The organism is Mucilaginibacter sp. (assembly GCF_041660805.1).
GTDB lineage: Bacteria > Bacteroidota > Bacteroidia > Sphingobacteriales > Sphingobacteriaceae > Mucilaginibacter.
In genome coordinates this window covers 313043-332507 of sequence record NZ_JBAZVP010000004.1, presented here as the reverse complement: position 1 = coordinate 332507, position 19465 = coordinate 313043, and the positions used below count along the sequence as shown (strand labels likewise).

The window sequence follows — 19465 nt, the reverse complement described above, 5'->3', positions numbered from 1 at the left end:
TATGGTCAAAACACTGTAAGCATTTCAACCCTTACAACATTTATAACATTTTTAACTAATTTTGTATCTATGATCGATTTGCCTGTAGTGCCAGCGAGTCAGCCGCAACGTAAGCCAGATTGGCTTAGAGTTAGGCTACCTGTAGGGAAAGAATACGCCCACGTGCGTGGTTTGGTTGATGAGCATAAGCTGCATACCATTTGTGAAAGCGGTAATTGCCCAAATATGGGTGAGTGCTGGGGAGCCGGTACAGCAACTTTTATGATATTGGGGAACATTTGTACCCGCTCATGCTCTTTTTGCGCCGTTGCAACAGGCCGCCCTTTGGCTGTTGATACAGACGAGCCTAACCGTGTAGCTAACTCAGTTAGGCTAATGCAGGTAAAACATTGCGTTATTACCTCGGTAGACCGTGATGACCTGAAAGATGGCGGTTCAACTATATGGGCCGAAACTATTAATGCCATACGGAGAGAAAGCCCTGATACCACACTGGAAACTTTATTGCCCGATTTTAGGGGGATATGGGATAATCTTGACCGCGTGCTTGAAACCCGCCCTGAAGTAGTATCACATAATTTAGAGACCGTACGCCGCCTAACCCGCGAAGTACGTATACAAGCTAAATACGACCGCAGTTTAGAAGCTTTGAAAAGAACATCGGCAACCGGTTTGCGCACAAAATCAGGCATTATGCTTGGTCTTGGCGAACGGGAAGAAGATGTTTTAGAAGCAATGGATGACCTGCTGGAAGCCGGTGTACATATATTAACACTGGGCCAGTACCTGCAGCCAACCCGTAACCACCATCCGGTAATTGACTGGATCCATCCAGATCAGTTTGCCAGCTATAAAGAATGGGGATTGAAAAAAGGATTCAGATATGTTGAAAGCGGGCCGCTGGTACGGTCATCATACCATGCCGAGAAGCATTTATTTGAAATGTAACTAATCCTCTTTATCTTCACCAACGTTGGCCAGAAAACGCAAAATATTATTATCTGAGGAAGAGTTGGTGCTTTCGCTGCGCAATCATGAAAAGGTAGCGATTGAAGCATTATACGATATGTACTCGGCTTCGTTATTTGGTGTTATTTCCGGAATTATACCTGACACAGCCATTGCTGAAGATGTTTTACAGGAAACTTTTGTAAAAATATGGCATTCTTTTTCACAGTATAGCAGCGAAAAAGGCCGCCTGTTTACCTGGATGCTTAATATTGCCCGTAATCTGGCTATTGATAAAGTACGATCTAAAGATTTTAAGAATCAAAACAAAAACCAGGAGCTTGAAAATAACGTAACTTTTATAGACGAGCAAAGGAGTACAGTTTATAAACCCGAGCTATTGGGAATCAAGGAATTAGTAGCTACTCTAAAACCTGAGCAAAAAACTATTCTGGATCTGATTTATTTTAAAGGTTATACCCACGTGGAAGCCGCTGAAGAACTTGGCATACCACTTGGAACTATTAAAACGCGATTAAGAATGGCCATACTACAACTCAGAAAACATTTCAATTAAAAGTGGAAAACATTAAGGCATATATCGAATCAGGAATATTGGAACTTTACGTTTTGGGGGATTTGTCTCCGGAAGAAAAGTTACAGGTTGAAGAGATGGCTGCTAAGCACACTGCTGTGAAGGCAGAAATTGACCAGATCGAGCAGTCGTTAGAGTTTTATGCCGAAGAATATGCTATTGAACCTACTGAAGCAGTTCGGGGTAAAGTTTTAAACGGGTTACTTGTTAATTTAGGTGACGACAGAACTTTTACCAAACCCCGAAAACATTCTGATGAAGAAGTTTTTGAGAACGAAACAGATAATGTTTTGCCTTTGCAAGTAAGGCAAAACAAATTTTATAAGTATGCTTTTGCTGCCTGCCTTACTTTATTACTGATGACCGTTTATGGTATGGTTAATTTATACAGTAAACTGCAGGAATCAACCACCCAACTTACCGTTATGCAGTTGGATAAGGAAAAAATTGCAAACCAGGTAAATGTAATGGATACGCAGCTGGATATGTACCGCGATACATCTTACAGGATCTTAAGGTTAAAAGGTATGGCTAAAGCGCCGCATTCTGCCATGACACTGGCCTGGAGCCCTGCTACTAAAAAGGTGGTTGTAGATATGCATAGCATGAAATTGCCTGTACATGATAAGCAACATCAGTACCAGTTATGGGCACTTGTAGGTGGTAAGCCTGTTAGTATGGGCGTATTTGATATGAATGCTGATACTGCAAAAAGTGTAAAAGAAATGAAACTAACGGCCGCTGCCGATGCCTTTGCGGTAACACTGGAGCCAATGGGTGGTAGCATTAACCCAACGCTTGAGCAAATGGTTGTTATGGGAGTTGCTAAGTAATAATCAGAATAAAAGCACGTTAAATACCTGATATACATTCATTTTATTAACTAATAATTTTTTTTGTTAGTTAAAACCAAAATAAAAAAACATTGTTATTGTAACTATTATGTGTGCAGAACGTCATACATATACTTAGTTTGAAGTATTTTGTTCTTTATAAGATCAGTTAATAGTTAATTAAAACGGATGTATGATACTTGCATCCGTTTTTTTATGCCTTTAATTTTGCCATGGTTAATGGCAATTGGGCTATGATCTTAGTTGGTAGCACAACATGCATGCGGTTTGGCAAGGCCAATTCGTCGCCTGCTTTACCATGAATATATATGCCCAATATACAGGCATCCTGCGGAGAATACTTTTGAGCCAATAAAGAGGTAATAATACCCGTTAGCACATCGCCCATGCCACCGGTAGCCATGGCCGCATTGCTGGTAGAGTTAAAGTAGAGCCTCCCATTTGGTGTAGCGGTAATGGTATAATCGTTTTTAAGCACAATATTGATGTTGTATTCGGCGGCCTTTTCCCTGGCTGTATGCAGGCGCTGGCCCCAGTTAGCATGGCTGCCAAACAAGCGGTCAAATTCTTTCATATGCGGCGTTAAAATGCTGCCTTCCGGGATATTTTTAAGCAAAGTTTTATTTTCTGCCAATATATTTAAAGCATCGGCATCAATAACAACCGGTTTTTTATAATTATTAAATATTGCTTTCAGTAGTTCCAGAGCATCTGGCCCCTTTCCTAAACCCGGGCCAATGCCTATAGTGTTAAACTTATCCCAATCAATATCCGCAGCTTTATTTTCATCACGAACAATGGCCATCACTTCGGGCATGGAACTGTTTAGGGCAACCAGCCCGCTTCGCGGGATACATGCGGTAGTTAGTCCGGCTCCTGTATGCGCGCATGCGGAAGAAGATAATAATGCCGCTCCCATGGTTTCATCCTTGCCGGCTATGATTAAAGCATGCCCGTATGTGCCCTTATTACTAAATTTATGGCGGGTTTTTATCAGTTTGCGCGCGTCCTTTTCTTCTATAAAGAAGTATGGTGTATCAACTGAATTAATAAAATCTTCACTCAATCCAATTTTTACGGCTTCCCAGCAGGCAATGTATGGCGCAGAATCCGGCAGTAAAAAATTCAGTTTAGGCTGCTGAAAGGTAATTACCAGGTCGGCTTTAAGAATGGTAGCATCATTGGTTATTTCGCCATCGGTATAAAAGCCGGTAGGTACATCAACAGCAACTACAATTTTCTGCAGGCTGTTCAGGTATTCAACCCATATTTTATAATCGCCTGCAAGGGGTTTATTTAAGCCGCTGCCCAACATGGCATCAATAATTAACTCTGCCTTTTCTTCTGATGGTTTGCTGTTGGGTTTGATCTCGCTTATAACAATTTTGGTTTCTTTTAATATTTGCAAATTGACGTTAAAGTCATCACTTGCCTTGTCAGAAAAGCGGGTGATCTTAACAGCTATATTACAATACCCATGCCCGCATAAAATACGCGCGATAGCCAGCCCATCGCCGCCGTTATTACCCGTGCCGCAGTAAACCGCAATGGTTTGTTTTTTATCAGGAAAGTGATTGATAAACCAACCCACAAAGGCTTTTGATGCCCGCTCCATCAAATTAACAGATGAGATAGGCTCATTAGCTATGGTGTAAGCATCCGCTTCGCGAATTTGTGAGGCTATGAGTAAAGGCAGCATATAATCCTAAAGATAGGATTTATGTATTTTGTTTTGGAAGAAAGATTAATAGTGATATCTGCACTGTAATATTATCACAGCTTCGTTATCTATTTTATATACTAAGCGGTGGTCTAAAGTTATTCTTCTGGACCACCAATCCGCAATAGTATGCTTCAATGGTTCGGGTTTACCGCTACCTTCAAATGGCATTCTTTCAATTTCTTTTACTAAAGAGTTAATCTTTTTTAAAGTGGCTTTATCTGTGCTTTGCCAATATAAATAATCTTCCCATGCCTGGTCAAGGAAAATTATTTTCATTCTTCGATCAGGCTTCTTTCTTTACCTAAACCCTTCTCGTAATCTTCAATACCTTGCAATAACCTTAAAGCATTTTTTGGGCTTTTTACCAGATAGAAGGTTTCTTCCATACTTTCATAATCCGACTTAGAAAGTACCACAACATCCTCTCCATTTGCACTTGTAACAAAAAGTGGGGTATGGTTATTCCTTACCTTGTCCAGGTATGATTTTAATTGCTGCCTGAAATTTGTATATGTGGTAACCTGCATGATGAATAATTTTAATAAAGATAATAACTATAAAGCACATGTACAAGTTTCTGTACATGTGCTTTATTTTATCCGCATCTCTTTCTTTAAAAACTGACCGGTAAAGCTTTCTTTAACTTTGCATAAGCCCTCGGGTGTGCCACTAAAGAGTATTTTACCGCCACCCGAGCCACCTTCGGGGCCGAGGTCAATTACATGGTCAACAACCTTAATAACATCCAGGTTATGCTCAATTACTAACACGGTATTGCCTTTATCAACCAGTTGATATAGTACACCAAGCAATACGTTAATATCCTCGAAGTGTAAACCGGTGGTTGGTTCATCTAATATATAGAAAGTGTTACCGGTATCTTTTTTGGATAATTCTGTTGCCAACTTAACACGCTGTGCTTCACCACCTGATAGGGTGGTTGACGATTGCCCCAATGTGATATAGCCCAAACCAACATCAAAAAGTGTTTTTATTTTACGGTAGATGGCCGGGATGTGCTCAAAAAATGGTGTAGCATCTTCAATGCTCATATCAAGCACGTCACTGATGGATTTACCACGATAGCGTACTTCCAGCGTTTCGCGGTTGTACCTGCGGCCACCACACTCCTCGCATGGTACCTGCACATCAGGCAAAAAGTTCATTTCTATTACTTTCTGACCAGCGCCCTGGCAGGTTTCGCAACGGCCGCCTTTTACGTTGAACGAGAAACGGCCCGGTTTATAACCCCGGATGCGTGACTCCGGCAAGGCCACAAACAGGTTACGGATATCAGAGAACACCCCGGTATAAGTAGCCGGATTTGAGCGTGGTGTACGCCCAATTGGTGTTTGGTCTATCTCAATTACCTTATCAATATGCTCCAGCCCTTCAATTTTTTCATAAGGCAGTGGGTGTTTCTTCGCCCTAAAGAAGTGATGGTTAAGGATAGGATATAAGGTCTCGGTGATCAAACTTGATTTACCACTGCCCGATACCCCGGTTACCCCAATCAGTTTACCCAAAGGGAAATCAACAGATACCTTTTTCAGGTTATGGCCGGTCGCTTTTTTAAGGGTTAATATTTTACCATTGCCTTCCCGGCGTAGTTTTGGGATAGCAATTTCACGCTCGCCGTTTATGTATGATGTGGTGAGTGTATGGCAGGCCATTAGCTCGGCCGGTGTGCCTTGTGCCACAACCTCGCCGCCATGTACTCCTGCTGCGGGGCCCATGTCTATTACGTGGTCGGCTTCCAGTATCATGTCTTTATCGTGCTCAACAACTAAAACGGTGTTGCCAAGGTCGCGCAGGTTTTTTAGGGCGTTTATTAAACGTTCGTTATCACGCTGGTGAAGGCCTATACTTGGCTCATCCAAAATGTACATTACATTCATCAATTGCGAACCTATTTGTGTTGCCAGCCTGATACGTTGTGCCTCACCGCCTGATAATGTTTTGGCTGTTCGATCTAAAGTTAAGTAGCTCAGGCCTACATCCAGCAAAAAGCCAATGCGCGCACGGATCTCCTTCAATATTTCTTTGGCAATAACATTTTGGCGCTCGTTCAGTCTGTCTTCCAAATTGGTAAACCAGTCGCTCAGCGTGGTGATATCCATACAGGCCAGCTCGAAAATGTTTTTCGCATCCACCTTAAAGTGAAGCGATTCTTTTTTCAGGCGGGCACCATCACAAACCGGACAAGTACGCAGTACGCGATAGTTTTCCATATCGTCCATCCCCTCGTCATTGCGGCGTTCCTGCTGCTCTTCCAGCATCCGGATGATACCATCAAACGAGATCTGGTAACTTTGAACGTTCCACTTATTATACTCAACCGCAACGGTGATCATATCCGGCGAACCATTCAGGATAATATCTAACTGATCGCGCGTTAATTTTTCTATTGGGGTTGATAATGAAAACTCGTATTTTTTGGCCAGTGCTTTTAATACCTGGAAGATCCAGGTTTCGCGGTACTCACCAATTGGGGCAAGGCCGCCATTCAGGATGCTTAATTTGGGATTTGGCACAACAGATGCTTCGTCCACTTCAAATATATAGCCCAGTCCGTTACACTTTTCGCAGGCGCCATAAGGCGAGTTGAACGAAAAGGTATTTGGCTGTGGCTCGTCATAAGAGATACCCGATTCCGGGTCCATCAAAAACTTGCTGAAATAAGCTACGTTATTGTCCTTATCGGCAATACGGATAATGCCCTTTGATATTTTAAGCGCCGACTGTAATGAGGTGTATAAGCGCTTACTATCTGCTTCGCTTACCACCAGGCGATCAACCACAATATCAATATCGTGGATCTTATAACGGTCTACCTGCATTTTAGGTTCTACATCGGCAATGGCGCCATCAATATAAACCTTCAGGTAACCCTGCTTACGAATCTGCTCAAACAGCTCGCGGTAATGGCCTTTGCGGGCTTTTACCACGGGAGCTAATATGTTAACTGGTTGCCCGTCGAATTTTTCAAAAATGGTACGCAGGATCTGTTCTTCGCTCATGCGCTCCATTTTTTCACCTGTGGTGTAGGAGTAGGCATCGCCCGCGCGGGCAAAAAGCAAACGCATAAAATCGTAGATCTCGGTAATAGTACCAACGGTACTCCGCGGGTTTTTGCTGGTGGTTTTTTGCTCAATGGCTATAACCGGACTCAGCCCCGATACTTTGTCAACATCCGGGCGTTCCATGCCGCCCATAAACTGGCGGGAGTAAGCCGAAAATGTTTCCATATAACGGCGTTGTCCCTCGGCATAAATGGTATCAAATGCCAGTGACGATTTACCGCTGCCGCTTAACCCGGTTATAACAACCAGCTTATTACGCGGAAAAGAAACATCAATATTTTTTAAATTATGTACCCGGGCCCCATAAACTTCAACTTCACTTTGCTCGCCCAGGTCTAACGGTTTTTCATTCATATATGCTCCAGAAAACAAGGCAGATACAGCTTGGTTTGCTGTGGCCGCGTTAATACTAAAAAAGTTCGCAAATATACGTAAAAGGGGCGGTGTTTCATAGGGTTAGCACCGATGTGACTATACTGTTTGTGTAAAATTTTAAAGGGTATGTATGGGGTTGTGCAGCGATGTGGTAACTCGTAGCGTAAGGTTTACATTTTAAGATAGTAATCCTGTCATGCCGAACTTATTTCGGTATCTCTCCTGCAATTAGCTGACTTAATCCAAGAGTTAAGCATCATCACAATGCTATACCTTCAATTAAAATTATTTTTTCTACCGATTTATTTTTCATTTCCATGGAATCCAAGCGCCTCGGGTCGACTTTATAACCCTCAAAATCTGCCTTGCTTTCAAAGGTTACCAAATGGATCTCAGAAGGTAATTCCCGGCTGCTTTCAATAAACGCGCTTTCGGCAGGCCTGATACGATAAACAAGTTCACCGTTATGCTCCTTTAAAAGCGGCAACACCTCATCTTCAAAAGCATGAAACTCCTGCTCATGCCCCGGCTTTATAAAAATAAGCTGTGTGTAATAGATCATGAGTACAATTTAGGGAAATTCTCGTACTGGTTGAAGTTTCCAAATCGACTTAAAACAGAGCAAGAATTCTTCTTGCGTGGTTAGGCTTAAAACTTTAAGAATTGTAGGTCGAAGTTATGCTGGCGGGGGTAAGCAAACTAAATCAAATGTATGCAAGAATATTATTATCGAATTTTACTGATACATTTAACCACCTATTTATCACAACCATGCTCACCGAGAATAATGTAACAGACTTGCTAGCAAGTTATTTGGAGAATCAAGATTATAAAATTATTAATAAGATTACCTCTAAAGATAAAGGTATCGATCTTGTAGTGGAAACCCCAAAAGGGATTAGGCAGTATATTGAAGTGAAAGGTGAGACAAGTGGAAATGAAACCTCTAAACGGTTTAATTTACCATTTACAGGGAATCAAATTTGGACTCATGTTAGTGTTGCTATAATGAAAACTTTAATGCTAATGAATAAGCCTGAAAATAATGTTGTTGAGTTTGGAATGGCTTTTCCTTTTAATCATGAAATCTTACTGAAAAGCATAAAACCATCAATTGAGAAATTAGGTATTGTAGTGTACCTTATATCTAGAGAGGAAGTTAAAATCCTATAATTCAATAGTTCCCCTGATCCTTCGCTCTCGCTCAGGATGACAAGGGTGGTGAAAACCCTACCCCACAAAAAAAGCCAACCCAATGGGGTCGGCTTTTTTAAAGTGCTCCGTAATATATAATTACTTTAATTGCTCATTGCCAGTAAAGGCAGTGGCTCTGGTTTTTGTAAATAGCTATAAAAGGTTTTATAGCCGTATTTTGCGGGGTTATTAATAATTTCTTTCATGGCAACTATTTTGTACAGGTATGAACCGGTTTCGCGGTTCAGGCTCATGCGGAAATAATTGTCCTCGTTTTGCTTATTAATAGCACGCTCCAGCTTTATTGAACCGTTGTTATAAGCAGCGGCTGCTAATGTCCAGCTGTTAAATTCGCCGTACAGTTCCTTGATGTACTTGCAGGCTGCAATGGTTGATTTACGCACGTTCATGCGGTCGTCTTTTCCATGTCCTACCTTTAAACCATAGCTGCGCGCGGTGCCCGGCATAAATTGCCAGATGCCTTTAGCGCCCTTTGGCGATGTACCTTCGCATAACCCTGACTCTACCAATGGGATAAATTTAAAATCTTCAGGAATACCGTAGAATTTTAAGATAGGCTCAATGATAGGGAACAGCTTATTAGCTTTAGCATGTAAAACGTTCGATTGAATGTTTTTAAACCTATGGGTTGCTAAAGATTTTTTTAATTTAAAATTAACCCTTTTGTCATTTACAGGTAGGGCTTCGTTGGCAAAGCTATACTCAGTTTCTGTAGCCTCAGCGGGCTTCGTGAAAAGAAAACTTGAGCTGTTAATGGCTGCCTTTTTTTCAGCAATAACGGGTATTGTACTGAAAATGTTAAGACTGGAAATGATTGCCAGCACCAATATTACGGAGCACGTAATTAAGTGTTTTTTAGTCATTTCTTTTTTAATCATTAATTAAACATTTGGTATGATGTGCCGCAAAGATAAGCATATAAATCAGAATACCAAATACTTACGTTATGCTTAGTGTGCAATGCTGTTACACTAACCCTGAAAAACAGGCGTTTAAAGTTGTTTAAACACTGTTTTTGAACCCGATTAAAAACTTGCTTTTTTGGTTAAATTGTACTACTTTTGTGGCTCACGCTGCGAAAGCGCAAAACAAAAATTTATGGTATTTAAGAGACCAGCGGGTAGTCGCGACGACAGGCCAAAACAATCATCAGACCGCTCAAAAAGCGGGGGTGACAGATCAAAAAGATCAGCTTCCTCATCAGCAGGAAAATCATTTGGCCCGGGCGGCCGTACAGATAATAAAAAAACTTTCTCGGTAGATAAAAGATCATCATCAGCCGGTTATTCAAAACCAGAGGGCGGCAAACCTGCATCTGATGGCGACAGACCAAAGAAAAGCTATGGTGGTGCACCATCATCATTTAGTGGTGGCGAAAAGAAAGCTTTTGTACCTAAAGGCAGGCCATACACCGGCAGGCCGGCAGATAATGACAGGCCTAAACGCAGCATTGGCGATTCGCCATCAGGCGAGCGTAAAAGCTTTACCCCTAAAGACAGGCCATACAGCGGCAGAGCGGCATCGTCAGAAGGCGAAACCTACAGAAAGCCAAGCTTAGGCCCTGCATCATATGGCCCGCGTAAAAACCCGGTTGCAGGCGATAAGCCTTTTAACCGCAGGCCGGCCGGTACTGATGGGCCAAAGAAAAGCTTTGGCAGTGAAGGCGGCGAAAAAAGGCCATATGTATCACGTGATAAGAAATTTGGTGGTCGCAGCGGCGAAAAAACTTTCCCGAGCACATCTACAGGTTTCAGAAAACGCGAAGGTGACGAAAAGACAAGTGATGGGCCAAAAACCACTATGCGTGGGCGTAAAAACCCGGTAGCTAAGCCTAAAGATGATGGCCTGATAAGGCTTAACCGTTACATTGCCAATGCCGGTATATGCAGCAGGCGTAAAGCCGACGAGTTGATTGCTGCAGGTGTGGTATCTGTTAACGGCGAAGTAGTAAATGAATTAGGTTTTAAGGTTGACCCGATAAAAGACCTGGTTCGTTACAACGGCGAGGCTTTAAAGCGCGAGAAAATGGTTTACGTTTTATTAAACAAACCAAAAGACTATATAACTACTACTGATGACCCGCAGGAGCGCCGTACCGTTATGCACCTGGTTGAGAAAGCCAGCCGCGAACGGATATACCCTGTAGGCCGTTTAGACCGCAACACAACCGGTTTAATACTAATGACCAATGATGGTGACCTGGCCGATAAATTATCGCACCCACGCAACAGCATTGTTAAACTATACCTTGTTGAACTGAACAAAGCCCTTACACAAGGCGATTTGAATAAAATTGGTTTTGGTTTAGAACTGGAAGATGGCTTAATTAAGCCGGACAGTATATCATACGTTACGGGCGGTACTAAAAAGGAAATTGGGATCCAGATCCATAGCGGAAAGAACCGTATTGTACGCCGTATATTTGAATCGCTTGGGTATGATGTGGTAAAGCTTGACCGTTCGGTTTATGCTAACCTAACCAAGAAAGACCTGCCACGCGGCAGGTGGAGATACCTTGACGAAAAAGAAGTGATCCAGTTAAAACATTTAATTCACTAATAACCATCCTGAATCAGAATTTTCAGGATTAGAGAATTTTCAGAATAACTTATACAGAAAAGGCCCGATTATCGGGCCTTTTTGGTTGATATATTTATCGTTTTACTGCGTATATTTAGTTACTTATATTTAATATGAATGCAAAGCAAGAGTTTTTAAATGGAGTACTTGAAAATTTTGCCGGTTTAAGTAAAACAGATATTACTGTAAGCTTAAGTTTTTGGCAAACCAAACACATAAAAAAAGGCGACTTCTTTAACATGCAAAACTTTGTATGCACTGATCTTGCCTTGATTGTAAAGGGGGTTTTTAGAGTTTACTTCATTCACCCAAAAACCGAAGATGAAAGGAATATGTACTTTTTCTCAGAAAGCCAGTTCCTTGTATCATTCCGCAGTTTTATTACGCAATACCCCTGCTATTATTATATACAGGCTATGGAAGATGCCGAAATATTCTCTATAAGTTATACGAACCTGCAATATTTGTACAGTACACCTACGGGATGGGAAAAATTTGGAAGGTTAATAGCAGAGCTGTTTTTTAATTATTCCCAATCGCGTACAGAAGAATTTTTATTTAACACTCCCGAAGAGCGTTATCTGAAGATGATTAAAGAACATCCCAATATTATTGACCGGGTGCCGGCTTATCATATATCCTCCTATCTGGGTGTCAAAAACCCATCGTTAACACGCATTAAAAAACGGGTATTGCAGCAACAAACGCTGTTATAGCCGGGAGTGATTGTTAATAGTAGGCTTTAATGACAAAACGGGGCTTGGTTTTCACTTAAGTGAAAAATTATGTATTTGCGTATGAACACCTTTGTATCATTAAACAAATAAATTCAAAACCATGTCATCTAATCAAATTCAAAATCAAGCAATTAATAGTGCCCGCTCATTGCGTACGCTCTATTTTATCCGTGTTATATTTTCTGTAATATGGGTTACATTAGTGGCTTTGTTTGCAAAGTCATCTCCAACTATAGCCGGTATATTAGTAGTTATATATCCCGCCTGGGATGTGGTGGGTACAATCTTTGATATTCGCGCTAATCGTAATAACGGGCCATTAACACCGCAATACATTAACCTGGGTATAAGTGTTATCACTACAATTGCTGTTGCTGCTTCATTAAGTAAAGGTATCCCGCTTGTACTTATTGTATTTGGTATTTGGGCAGGGCTAACCGGTGCTATCCAATTAATATTAGGCCTGCGTCGTCGTCATGAATTAGGGGGCCAATGGCCAATGATCCTGAGCGGAGGTCAATCAATACTTGCCGGGGTTTCTTTTATAGTGATGTCAGGTTCGCCAACAATGGGTATTGTTAACCTTGCAGGCTATTCTGCCTTTGGCGCTTTTTATTACTTGCTTTCTGCTATTCGCCTTTCAAAAACCATCAATGCAGGTGATGGTACGCTGGCAAAAAATAATGTTAAGTAATGGCCATTATAATAATAAAGAAAAGGCCCGATAACCGGGCCTTTTCTTTATTATTATAATCTTTGCGGACTATTGTCCTTCGTCTTTTATCTTTTAATCCTTTGTCTCAAAGTATCTTTTGGCTTAAAAGATTAAGCAAGAACGCTTATCGCTTCATCAACTGAAATAGCTCCGTGCGATTGATCAAGCACACATTCACCATCTTTTATCAGTAATAACTGCGGCGACTCATGATGTACCTGAAAGTCATTTGCAACTTTAGCAGATAGTTCGCGGTATTTGATCAGATCAAGAAAGTAAAGGGGCATATCATCGGGTAGGTCTTCCCAATCAAGCTCAAAGCGCCTTTTAGCCATCATACTGATAGAGCAGCGTGTGCTGTGTTTAAAAATTAAAGTATAACCTTGTTGCTGTTTAATATTATCTATCTGATTAGCTGATTCCAGCGATATCCATTCCATAAAACAAAAGTAAGTGTATAAGCCTGTTTAAAAGTAAATACAATGTAAAACTCTTTTAAGTTTGGCTAAATTGTAAAAACTGAATTAATGGATTAGCGGCTCCTTGGGTAAGAACCGTAGGCAGGGCATAGTTTATTTGAGCATGCTGATATGCTGCCTAATGCTAAGGCTATAACTATTATGTATAATATCTTTTTCATTACTTGATCAACTTAATGTTTATACGTTATTTACTGCTTAAAGTTTCTGCCAATTTAGCCATTTTAATTGCAGTTACAGCAGCTTCATCGCCTTTATTACCATGTTTGCCGCCAGCCCTGTCAATTGCCTGTTGCTGATTATCAGTTGTTAATACACCAAATATAACAGGTTTTGAATATTTTAGGGCAACATTTGTTACACCATTTGCAACTGCATCACAAATAAAATCAAAATGGCGGGTTTCGCCCTGTATTACACAGCCCAGGCAAATAACGGCATCAAACTTTCCGGTCTTTAATAAAAGTTCGGCCCCGGTGGTTAATTCAAAGCTGCCCGGTACAGGGTACGAGTGGATATTTTTAGGCTTAGCGCCGTATTTGATAAGACTATTATAAGCACCCTGGTATAAGGCATTAGTGATCTCGGCATTCCACTCGGCTACTACAATGCCAAAGCTGTAACCCTTTGCAGAAGGTATTTCACCCGCGGTTGAAAAATCAGATAAGTTTTTTAATTGAGTAGCCATGGATTAGTTGTAGAAGTTGTAAACGTTAACAAAGGTTATAAAAGTTATAGAAAAAAGAAAGGGTTGAAAACATTGAGGCTCTTAAACCTTTACAACACTTTCAACCCCTTACAACTCTTTTAGCTATTTATTATTTTGCTTCGCTGCGGGCAATATATTCGTCGATATTTTGTGCTTCGGCGCTTTCAGGGTAATCTGTTTTTATTTTTTTGTAAGTATCCGCTGCAGATTTGTTATCGTTTTTAGCTTCGTATACTAAACCCAGTTTCTTTAAATATAAAGGCGTAAGGAATTTATTTTTTGCCTTGTCTGCAGCTTTCTTAAAGTAGGTTTCGGCTTTATCAAAGTCTTTCAATTCAACGTAAGCATCGCCAACGCTGCCTAAAGCTTCTGCCGCAATCATGGCATCATCGCCGCGGTAGCTGTTTAAGTTATCAATCGCTTTGCGGTATTCACCTTTGTTTAAATAGGCGGTACCTAAGTAAAAATAAGCAAGGTTTGCAACCTTGGTATTGCTGTAATCGCTTATTATTTTTTCTAACCCAGGGTAGCCGGCATCGCCTTTTATAGCTTTATCCCAGTCTTTTTTTGCCCAAAAATCTTGTGCTACATAAAACTGATTTGCAGCGCTAACTTCTCTTGGTGCAAGGTAAAGTTTTAAGTACGCAATGTATCCTATTACCATTACAACAATGGCTGCTGCTATAAATAACAAGCTTTTTTGGTTCTCTTGTACAAAACTACCGCCCTTTACAATTTCTTTTTTCTCTGTTGTAGTTTTTGTATTCACCTGGGTTGCTGACATCTGTATTTAAAAATTAAGTTTGCAAAAATACGGTTTTCAAAACTTTTAACAAATTAAATATTTGAGGTTTATTAAGTTGATTGTGATGGTAGTTGGCCGGTTTATTTGCCGGCGAATTAGAAAGTGTTTTTTACAGCCCGGAACGGATGTTTTTAATGGTTTAAAAATGGCCCATAAATGCGCCATAAAAGCATGTTTTTTTGTATGAAAATGTATAATTTCCGTATCTATTCGTATCTTTTTTCTTGTTTTTTGCAGATCGGGAAAATCATTTAACTAAATAAACTTAATCCAACTCAATCAACTTATTCTAACTAAATTTGCCATCCCAATATGTATCTGCAGCAATTATCTTTTATCAATTTTAAAAACTACTCCGAAGCCGAGCTAAGCCTTAGCGAGGGGGTAAATGCTTTTGTGGGCAATAACGGAGCAGGCAAAACCAATTTGCTTGATGCGGTGCATTACCTGTCATTATGTAAAAGTTATTTTAACCCTATTGATAGCCAGCAGATAAAACAAGGGGCCGATTTTTTTATGATCAACGGCGTTTTTGAAAAAAATGGCAATAAAGAGATTGTGGCCTGTGGGGTTAAGCGGAATCAAAAAAAGCAGTTTAAGCGAAATAAAAAAGATTACCAGCGCCTGGCAGATCATATTGGCTTACTGCCGTTGGTAATGATATCGCCGTATGATATCAGCATTATTATAGAAGGCAGTGAGGAACGCCGTAAATTTATTGACAACGTAATATCACAAACCGACCATAACTATCTTGACGAGCTGATTGCCTATAACAAGGTATTAGCCAACCGTAACGCATTATTAAAGCAAATTGCCGATACCGGCCGGTACGACCCAGACCTGTTATCTATTTTTGATGAACAGCTAACCACAAGCGGTACCCGCATTTTTGAAAAGCGCCGTGCTTTTATGGAAGTGTTTACAGAGATATTTAATAAGCACTACCAGTTTATTAGCGAGAATGCTGAACAGGTTGAACTGATATATGAATCGCAACTGTTACAGGATAGCCTTGCCGATCTGTTAAAGAAGAATCTTGAACGCGACCGCATCCTGGAACGCACCACGGCGGGGATCCATAAAGACGATCTGCAGTTTAATATACATGCCATGCCCATGAAAAAGTTTGGGTCGCAGGGGCAGCAAAAATCTTTCCTGATAGCACTTAAGTTGGCGCAGTATACCTTTCTTACGCAAAAAAAAGGTTTTAAGCCTTTACTGCTGCTTGACGATATTTTTGATAAACTGGATGATGGCCGTGTTACCAAGCTAATGCAAATGGTATCGAACAATGATTTTGGTCAGGTTTTTATAACCGATACCAGCATGGGCCGTGTTAAAAGTATTTTTAATGATATAAACGTTGATTTGAAACTATTTAAAGTTGCGGAGGGCAGTATAGATGCGTAAAACAAATGATAAATCGCTTAAGGAAGCCATTGAGCAAATGCTGAATGTTTATAAAATAAAGCGCCGGTATGATGAAACCGCCATTGTATCGCTATGGCCCGATCTGGTAGGTAAATCAGTAGCTAACCGCACTAAAGAATTGTTTATACGCGATAAGAAACTGTTCTTGCGTATAGAGTCATCGGTAATTAAAAATGAGTTGGTATTAATGCGGAACCAGATTATTCAAAAAATAAACGAGGATGCGAAAACTGAGCTGGTTGTAGAAATTGTGTTTCTGTAAACTACCTCTGTTTTGACAGATGCATACGTTTGGAAACATTACGAAAGGTATCATCCATAATTTCAGAGAAAGCTACTAAAAAGATACCGGGGAATATAAAAGCGAACTGTGCCTCGGGGTGATCCCTGAAAATATTCAATGAAACAAGTAATATCGTAACCATAATTACAGAGTAGATAAGGTACTTAATAAGTAGTTTCATTTGGTGGTAATTTATTGGAGGTGAACAATTAACGTAAACTTAAGTAGTTAAGATCGGGAATGCAAATAAAAAGGGAATCAAAAAAGCGAATGTGACAAATTCGTTACACCCGCTTTTTTATATCACACCCGTTATTAGAATCTTTCGAAAGCCGAGAAAAAGAAGTTTCCTTCAATATCAGCATTTTCATCTGAATCAGAACCGTGTATAGCATTCGCTTCAATTGAGTTTGCAAACAGGTTACGGATGGTGCCTGCATCAGCTTTAGCCGGGTCAGTAGCACCAATTAATGTACGGAAATCCGCAATAGCGTTGTCTTTTTCCAAAATAGCAGCAACAATAGGTCCTGATGACATAAATTCAACCAGGTCTTTATAAAAAGGGCGTGCGCTGTGTACAGCATAGAATTCGCCTGCTTTTTCGGCAGATAATTTAGTGTATTTGAATGCTACAAATTTAAAGCCCGCTTTACTTATCTGGTCTAAAATTGCACCAATGTGCCCGTTAGCAACCGCATCAGGCTTTATCATTGTAAATGTTCTGTTTGTTTTCATGATTGATTTATTGCAGTTTATTAATGGCGGGTATCCGTTTTTAATAATCCTGTTATATATTAAAATTTTGGCGCAAAAATAGCGTTTTACATCTGATATTTAAAGCATTTGCCATAAATATGCTATATGTATTTAATTAAATTACTTAGCTTTGCGGCTCTTTTAAAATTTGATGTTGGATTTAGCCTCGCTTACTGAACTTTTAGATCAGCCCCGAAAAATAGTTATAACTACCCATCATAAACCTGATGGTGATGCTATGGGTTCGTCATTAGGTTTGTACCATTACCTGATACAGCTTGGCCATCACGCAAAAGTGATTGCCCCTACAGATTATCCTGAATTTTTAAGCTGGATGCCCGGTAACGAAGATGTGATCATCTATACCGAAGCAACACAGCGATCTGCCGAGCTTATAGCCGAAGCAAACCTGATATTTTGCCTTGACTTTAACAATCTTAGCCGCATTAATGAAATGGGCGAGCTGGTAAGACAAAGCAGTGCCTATAAAGTGATGATTGATCATCACCTGGAGCCTGAAGATTTTGATGATTATCGCCATTGGAACATAAACGCGTGCGCAACCGCACAATTGGTTTATGATTTTATTGCCAATGTGCTGCATAAAAAGGAATTAGTAAATAAAGATGTAGCCACCTGTTTATATACAGGGATACTTACAGATTCGGCTTCGTTCCGTTTGCCTAACACTACATCAACCGTGCACCGCATAGTAGCGGAGCTGATTGATGCAGGTGCTGTTAACTGGAGAATACATGAGCTGATATACAATAGTTCGTCAGAAAACCGTTTACGTTTCTTAGGCCATTGTTTGGCCAACAGGTTAGAGATATTACCCGAATTTAACACGGCTATTATATCTGTAACCAAAGAGGACCTGGCTATATATGACGTAAATACCGGCGATACAGAAGGTATAGTTAACTACGCCCTGTCAATTGCCACCGTACGTTTGGCGGCATTTATTGTTGACAGGAAAGACAGGGTAAAACTATCATTACGATCAAAAGGAGAATTTCCGGCTAATGATATCTGCAAAAGATATTTTGAAGGCGGAGGCCATCGTAATGCAGCTGGCGGGCAGTCGGCAGATACACTTGAAGGAACAATCAATAAATTTAAATCAATATTACCCGAGTACAAAAAACTTTTAATACAGTAAAAAAACAAAATGAGAAAAAACTTGATGTTTATTGCACTTGCAACCATTGGACTGGCAAGCTGCAAAGGTGGGTTTAAAAAAGCCGACGGAGGATTACTATATAATATACATGTAGATAAACCGGGTGCTAATTTACAGCCCGGCGATTTTATCAGCCTTAACTTAACGTTGAAGAACGAAGCTGATTCAGTACTTGGAAGCACTTATGATATGGGCCATCCCGTAAACAATATCATGCAAAAAGCACAGCAAAAAGGCGATATATCTGCCGGATTGCTAATGTTAAGTGAAGGTGATAGCGCTACCATTAAATTAAGCATTGATACAATGTTTAAAAAAGGTGCCCCAAAACCTCCGGGCTTTAAAGGTAAATACCTTATTTATGAAGTTAAGGTAGAAAAAGTAATACCAAAAGGAACCCAGACAGAAGCGGTTTTCCAGGCTAAAGTTGCCGATTACTTTAAAGTACAGGCCGAAGCAGTTAAAAAAGCTGAGCCTGCTTTGATCCAGAAATTCCTGAAGGACAAAAATTTAGCTCCAACTAAAACAGCATCTGGTTTAATGTATGTAATGACCAAACCCGGCAATGGCCCAATGCCTGTTGTTGGCGATACAGCTGTAGTTAACTACACCGGTAAATTATTAAACGGTAAATTTTTTGATAGCAGCTTAAAAGAAGAAGCTATTAAAGCAAAACAACAAATGGACCCAAGGCGCCAGTTTGCTCCAATACGCATAGCTGTTGGCGAAGGCAAAGTAATTAAAGGCTGGGACGAAGGTTTGTTGTTGTTAAACAAAGGCGCTAAAGCAACTTTTGTTATACCATCAAACTTAGGATGGGGCGAGCAAGGTTTTCCACCTGCAATTGGCCCATACACACCGGTTACATTTGAAGTAGAATTGGTTGACATTGTTCATCCAAACCCTAATGCTCCAAAAACGACAGCACCGGCAATAAGATAATTTAAAAATCTATATCAGCCTTCCGGATAATACCCGGAAGGCTTTTTTT

22 protein-coding genes are annotated in these 19465 nt (G+C 40.4%); 11 read left to right on the top strand and 11 right to left on the bottom strand.

The genetic code is table 11. From position 1 onward, the window contains the following. Positions 1-69: 69 nt before the first annotated feature. Genes lipA through WC743_RS08535 form a run of 3 tightly spaced genes read left to right on the top strand, consistent with a single transcriptional unit; the run spans position 70 to position 2376 of the window. Positions 70-948: a lipoyl synthase gene (lipA, locus tag WC743_RS08545; RefSeq protein ID WP_373011499.1), complete on the top strand. Its 879-nt coding sequence runs from the start codon at positions 70-72 to the stop codon at positions 946-948. A gap of 25 nt (positions 949-973) precedes the next feature. Further along, complete coding sequence (locus WC743_RS08540) at positions 974-1525, top strand: RNA polymerase sigma factor (protein WP_373011498.1); 552 nt, start codon at positions 974-976, stop codon at positions 1523-1525. Between the two features lie 2 nt (positions 1526-1527). Continuing rightward, entirely contained in the window at positions 1528-2376 is an 849-nt protein-coding gene (locus tag WC743_RS08535; RefSeq protein ID WP_373011497.1) for an anti-sigma factor domain-containing protein, read from the top strand. A 214-nt stretch (positions 2377-2590) separates the two neighbouring features. On the opposite strand, the gene WC743_RS08530 is transcribed toward WC743_RS08535, so the two are convergent. The 5 genes from WC743_RS08530 to WC743_RS08510 all read right to left on the bottom strand — a co-directional run bounded on the left by WC743_RS08530 (position 2591) and on the right by WC743_RS08510 (position 8140). Next, positions 2591-4096, bottom strand: coding sequence for an NAD(P)H-hydrate dehydratase (locus WC743_RS08530; RefSeq protein ID WP_373011496.1), 1506 nt, complete (start codon positions 4094-4096; stop codon positions 2591-2593). A gap of 45 nt (positions 4097-4141) precedes the next feature. Next, entirely contained in the window at positions 4142-4396 is a 255-nt protein-coding gene (locus WC743_RS08525; RefSeq protein WP_373011495.1) for a Txe/YoeB family addiction module toxin, read from the bottom strand. Further along, a complete protein-coding gene (locus tag WC743_RS08520; protein ID WP_373011494.1) occupies positions 4393-4647 on the bottom strand; it encodes a type II toxin-antitoxin system Phd/YefM family antitoxin in 255 nt (84 codons plus the stop codon). The genes WC743_RS08525 and WC743_RS08520 overlap by 4 nt, the downstream gene beginning before the upstream one ends. A 63-nt stretch (positions 4648-4710) precedes the next feature. Beyond that, on the bottom strand, positions 4711-7557 hold the full coding sequence (gene uvrA, locus WC743_RS08515) for an excinuclease ABC subunit UvrA (RefSeq protein WP_373011493.1): 2847 nt from the start codon (positions 7555-7557) through the stop codon (positions 4711-4713). A 280-nt stretch (positions 7558-7837) separates the two neighbouring features. Continuing rightward, positions 7838-8140 (bottom strand): hypothetical protein, encoded by a 303-nt coding sequence (locus tag WC743_RS08510; protein ID WP_373011491.1) that lies wholly within the window; start codon positions 8138-8140, stop codon positions 7838-7840. A 146-nt stretch (positions 8141-8286) separates the two neighbouring features. Between WC743_RS08510 and WC743_RS08505 the strand changes: the two genes are divergently transcribed. Continuing rightward, entirely contained in the window at positions 8287-8751 is a 465-nt protein-coding gene (locus tag WC743_RS08505) for a hypothetical protein (protein ID WP_373011490.1), read from the top strand. A 125-nt stretch (positions 8752-8876) separates the two neighbouring features. On the opposite strand, the gene WC743_RS08500 is transcribed toward WC743_RS08505, so the two are convergent. Then, the gene (locus tag WC743_RS08500; protein ID WP_373011489.1) at positions 8877-9671 is read right to left on the bottom strand and encodes a lytic transglycosylase domain-containing protein; all 795 of its coding nucleotides are present in this window, start codon (positions 9669-9671) and stop codon (positions 8877-8879) included. Between the two features lie 220 nt (positions 9672-9891). Here WC743_RS08500 and WC743_RS08495 point away from each other — a divergent pair, with 220 nt between their 5' ends. The 3 genes from WC743_RS08495 to WC743_RS08485 all read left to right on the top strand — a co-directional run bounded on the left by WC743_RS08495 (position 9892) and on the right by WC743_RS08485 (position 12804). After that, positions 9892-11352, top strand: a complete 1461-nt coding sequence (locus tag WC743_RS08495; protein WP_373011487.1) for a pseudouridine synthase — start codon at positions 9892-9894, stop codon at positions 11350-11352. 134 nt (positions 11353-11486) lie between these two features. Beyond that, positions 11487-12089 (top strand): Crp/Fnr family transcriptional regulator, encoded by a 603-nt coding sequence (locus WC743_RS08490; RefSeq protein WP_373011486.1) that lies wholly within the window; start codon positions 11487-11489, stop codon positions 12087-12089. A gap of 121 nt (positions 12090-12210) precedes the next feature. Continuing rightward, entirely contained in the window at positions 12211-12804 is a 594-nt protein-coding gene (locus tag WC743_RS08485; RefSeq protein WP_373011484.1) for a hypothetical protein, read from the top strand. Between the two features lie 131 nt (positions 12805-12935). Here WC743_RS08485 and ytxJ read toward each other — a convergent pair whose 3' ends face one another. From ytxJ to WC743_RS08470, 3 genes are all read right to left on the bottom strand, one after another. Next, positions 12936-13265 (bottom strand): bacillithiol system redox-active protein YtxJ, encoded by a 330-nt coding sequence (gene ytxJ, locus WC743_RS08480; RefSeq protein ID WP_373011483.1) that lies wholly within the window; start codon positions 13263-13265, stop codon positions 12936-12938. A 226-nt stretch (positions 13266-13491) separates the two neighbouring features. Further along, a complete protein-coding gene (gene ribH / locus WC743_RS08475; RefSeq protein ID WP_373011482.1) occupies positions 13492-13992 on the bottom strand; it encodes a 6,7-dimethyl-8-ribityllumazine synthase in 501 nt (166 codons plus the stop codon). A gap of 130 nt (positions 13993-14122) precedes the next feature. Next, the gene (locus WC743_RS08470; RefSeq protein ID WP_373011481.1) at positions 14123-14797 is read right to left on the bottom strand and encodes a tol-pal system YbgF family protein; all 675 of its coding nucleotides are present in this window, start codon (positions 14795-14797) and stop codon (positions 14123-14125) included. Positions 14798-15130: 333 nt separating this feature from the next. Here WC743_RS08470 and WC743_RS08465 point away from each other — a divergent pair, with 333 nt between their 5' ends. Beyond that, a complete protein-coding gene (locus tag WC743_RS08465; RefSeq protein ID WP_373011480.1) occupies positions 15131-16231 on the top strand; it encodes a DNA replication/repair protein RecF in 1101 nt (366 codons plus the stop codon). Then, a complete protein-coding gene (locus WC743_RS08460) occupies positions 16224-16514 on the top strand; it encodes a DUF721 domain-containing protein (protein ID WP_373011479.1) in 291 nt (96 codons plus the stop codon). The genes WC743_RS08465 and WC743_RS08460 overlap by 8 nt, the downstream gene beginning before the upstream one ends. Position 16515: 1 nt before the next feature. On the opposite strand, the gene WC743_RS08455 is transcribed toward WC743_RS08460, so the two are convergent. Next, positions 16516-16716 (bottom strand): hypothetical protein, encoded by a 201-nt coding sequence (locus WC743_RS08455; protein WP_373011478.1) that lies wholly within the window; start codon positions 16714-16716, stop codon positions 16516-16518. Between the two features lie 134 nt (positions 16717-16850). Further along, complete coding sequence (locus WC743_RS08450; protein ID WP_373011477.1) at positions 16851-17270, bottom strand: nucleoside-diphosphate kinase; 420 nt, start codon at positions 17268-17270, stop codon at positions 16851-16853. Between the two features lie 172 nt (positions 17271-17442). Here WC743_RS08450 and WC743_RS08445 point away from each other — a divergent pair, with 172 nt between their 5' ends. Then, positions 17443-18453, top strand: coding sequence for a bifunctional oligoribonuclease/PAP phosphatase NrnA (locus tag WC743_RS08445; RefSeq protein ID WP_373011476.1), 1011 nt, complete (start codon positions 17443-17445; stop codon positions 18451-18453). A gap of 9 nt (positions 18454-18462) precedes the next feature. After that, positions 18463-19416 (top strand): FKBP-type peptidyl-prolyl cis-trans isomerase, encoded by a 954-nt coding sequence (locus tag WC743_RS08440; protein ID WP_373011475.1) that lies wholly within the window; start codon positions 18463-18465, stop codon positions 19414-19416. Positions 19417-19465: the final 49 nt, after the last annotated feature.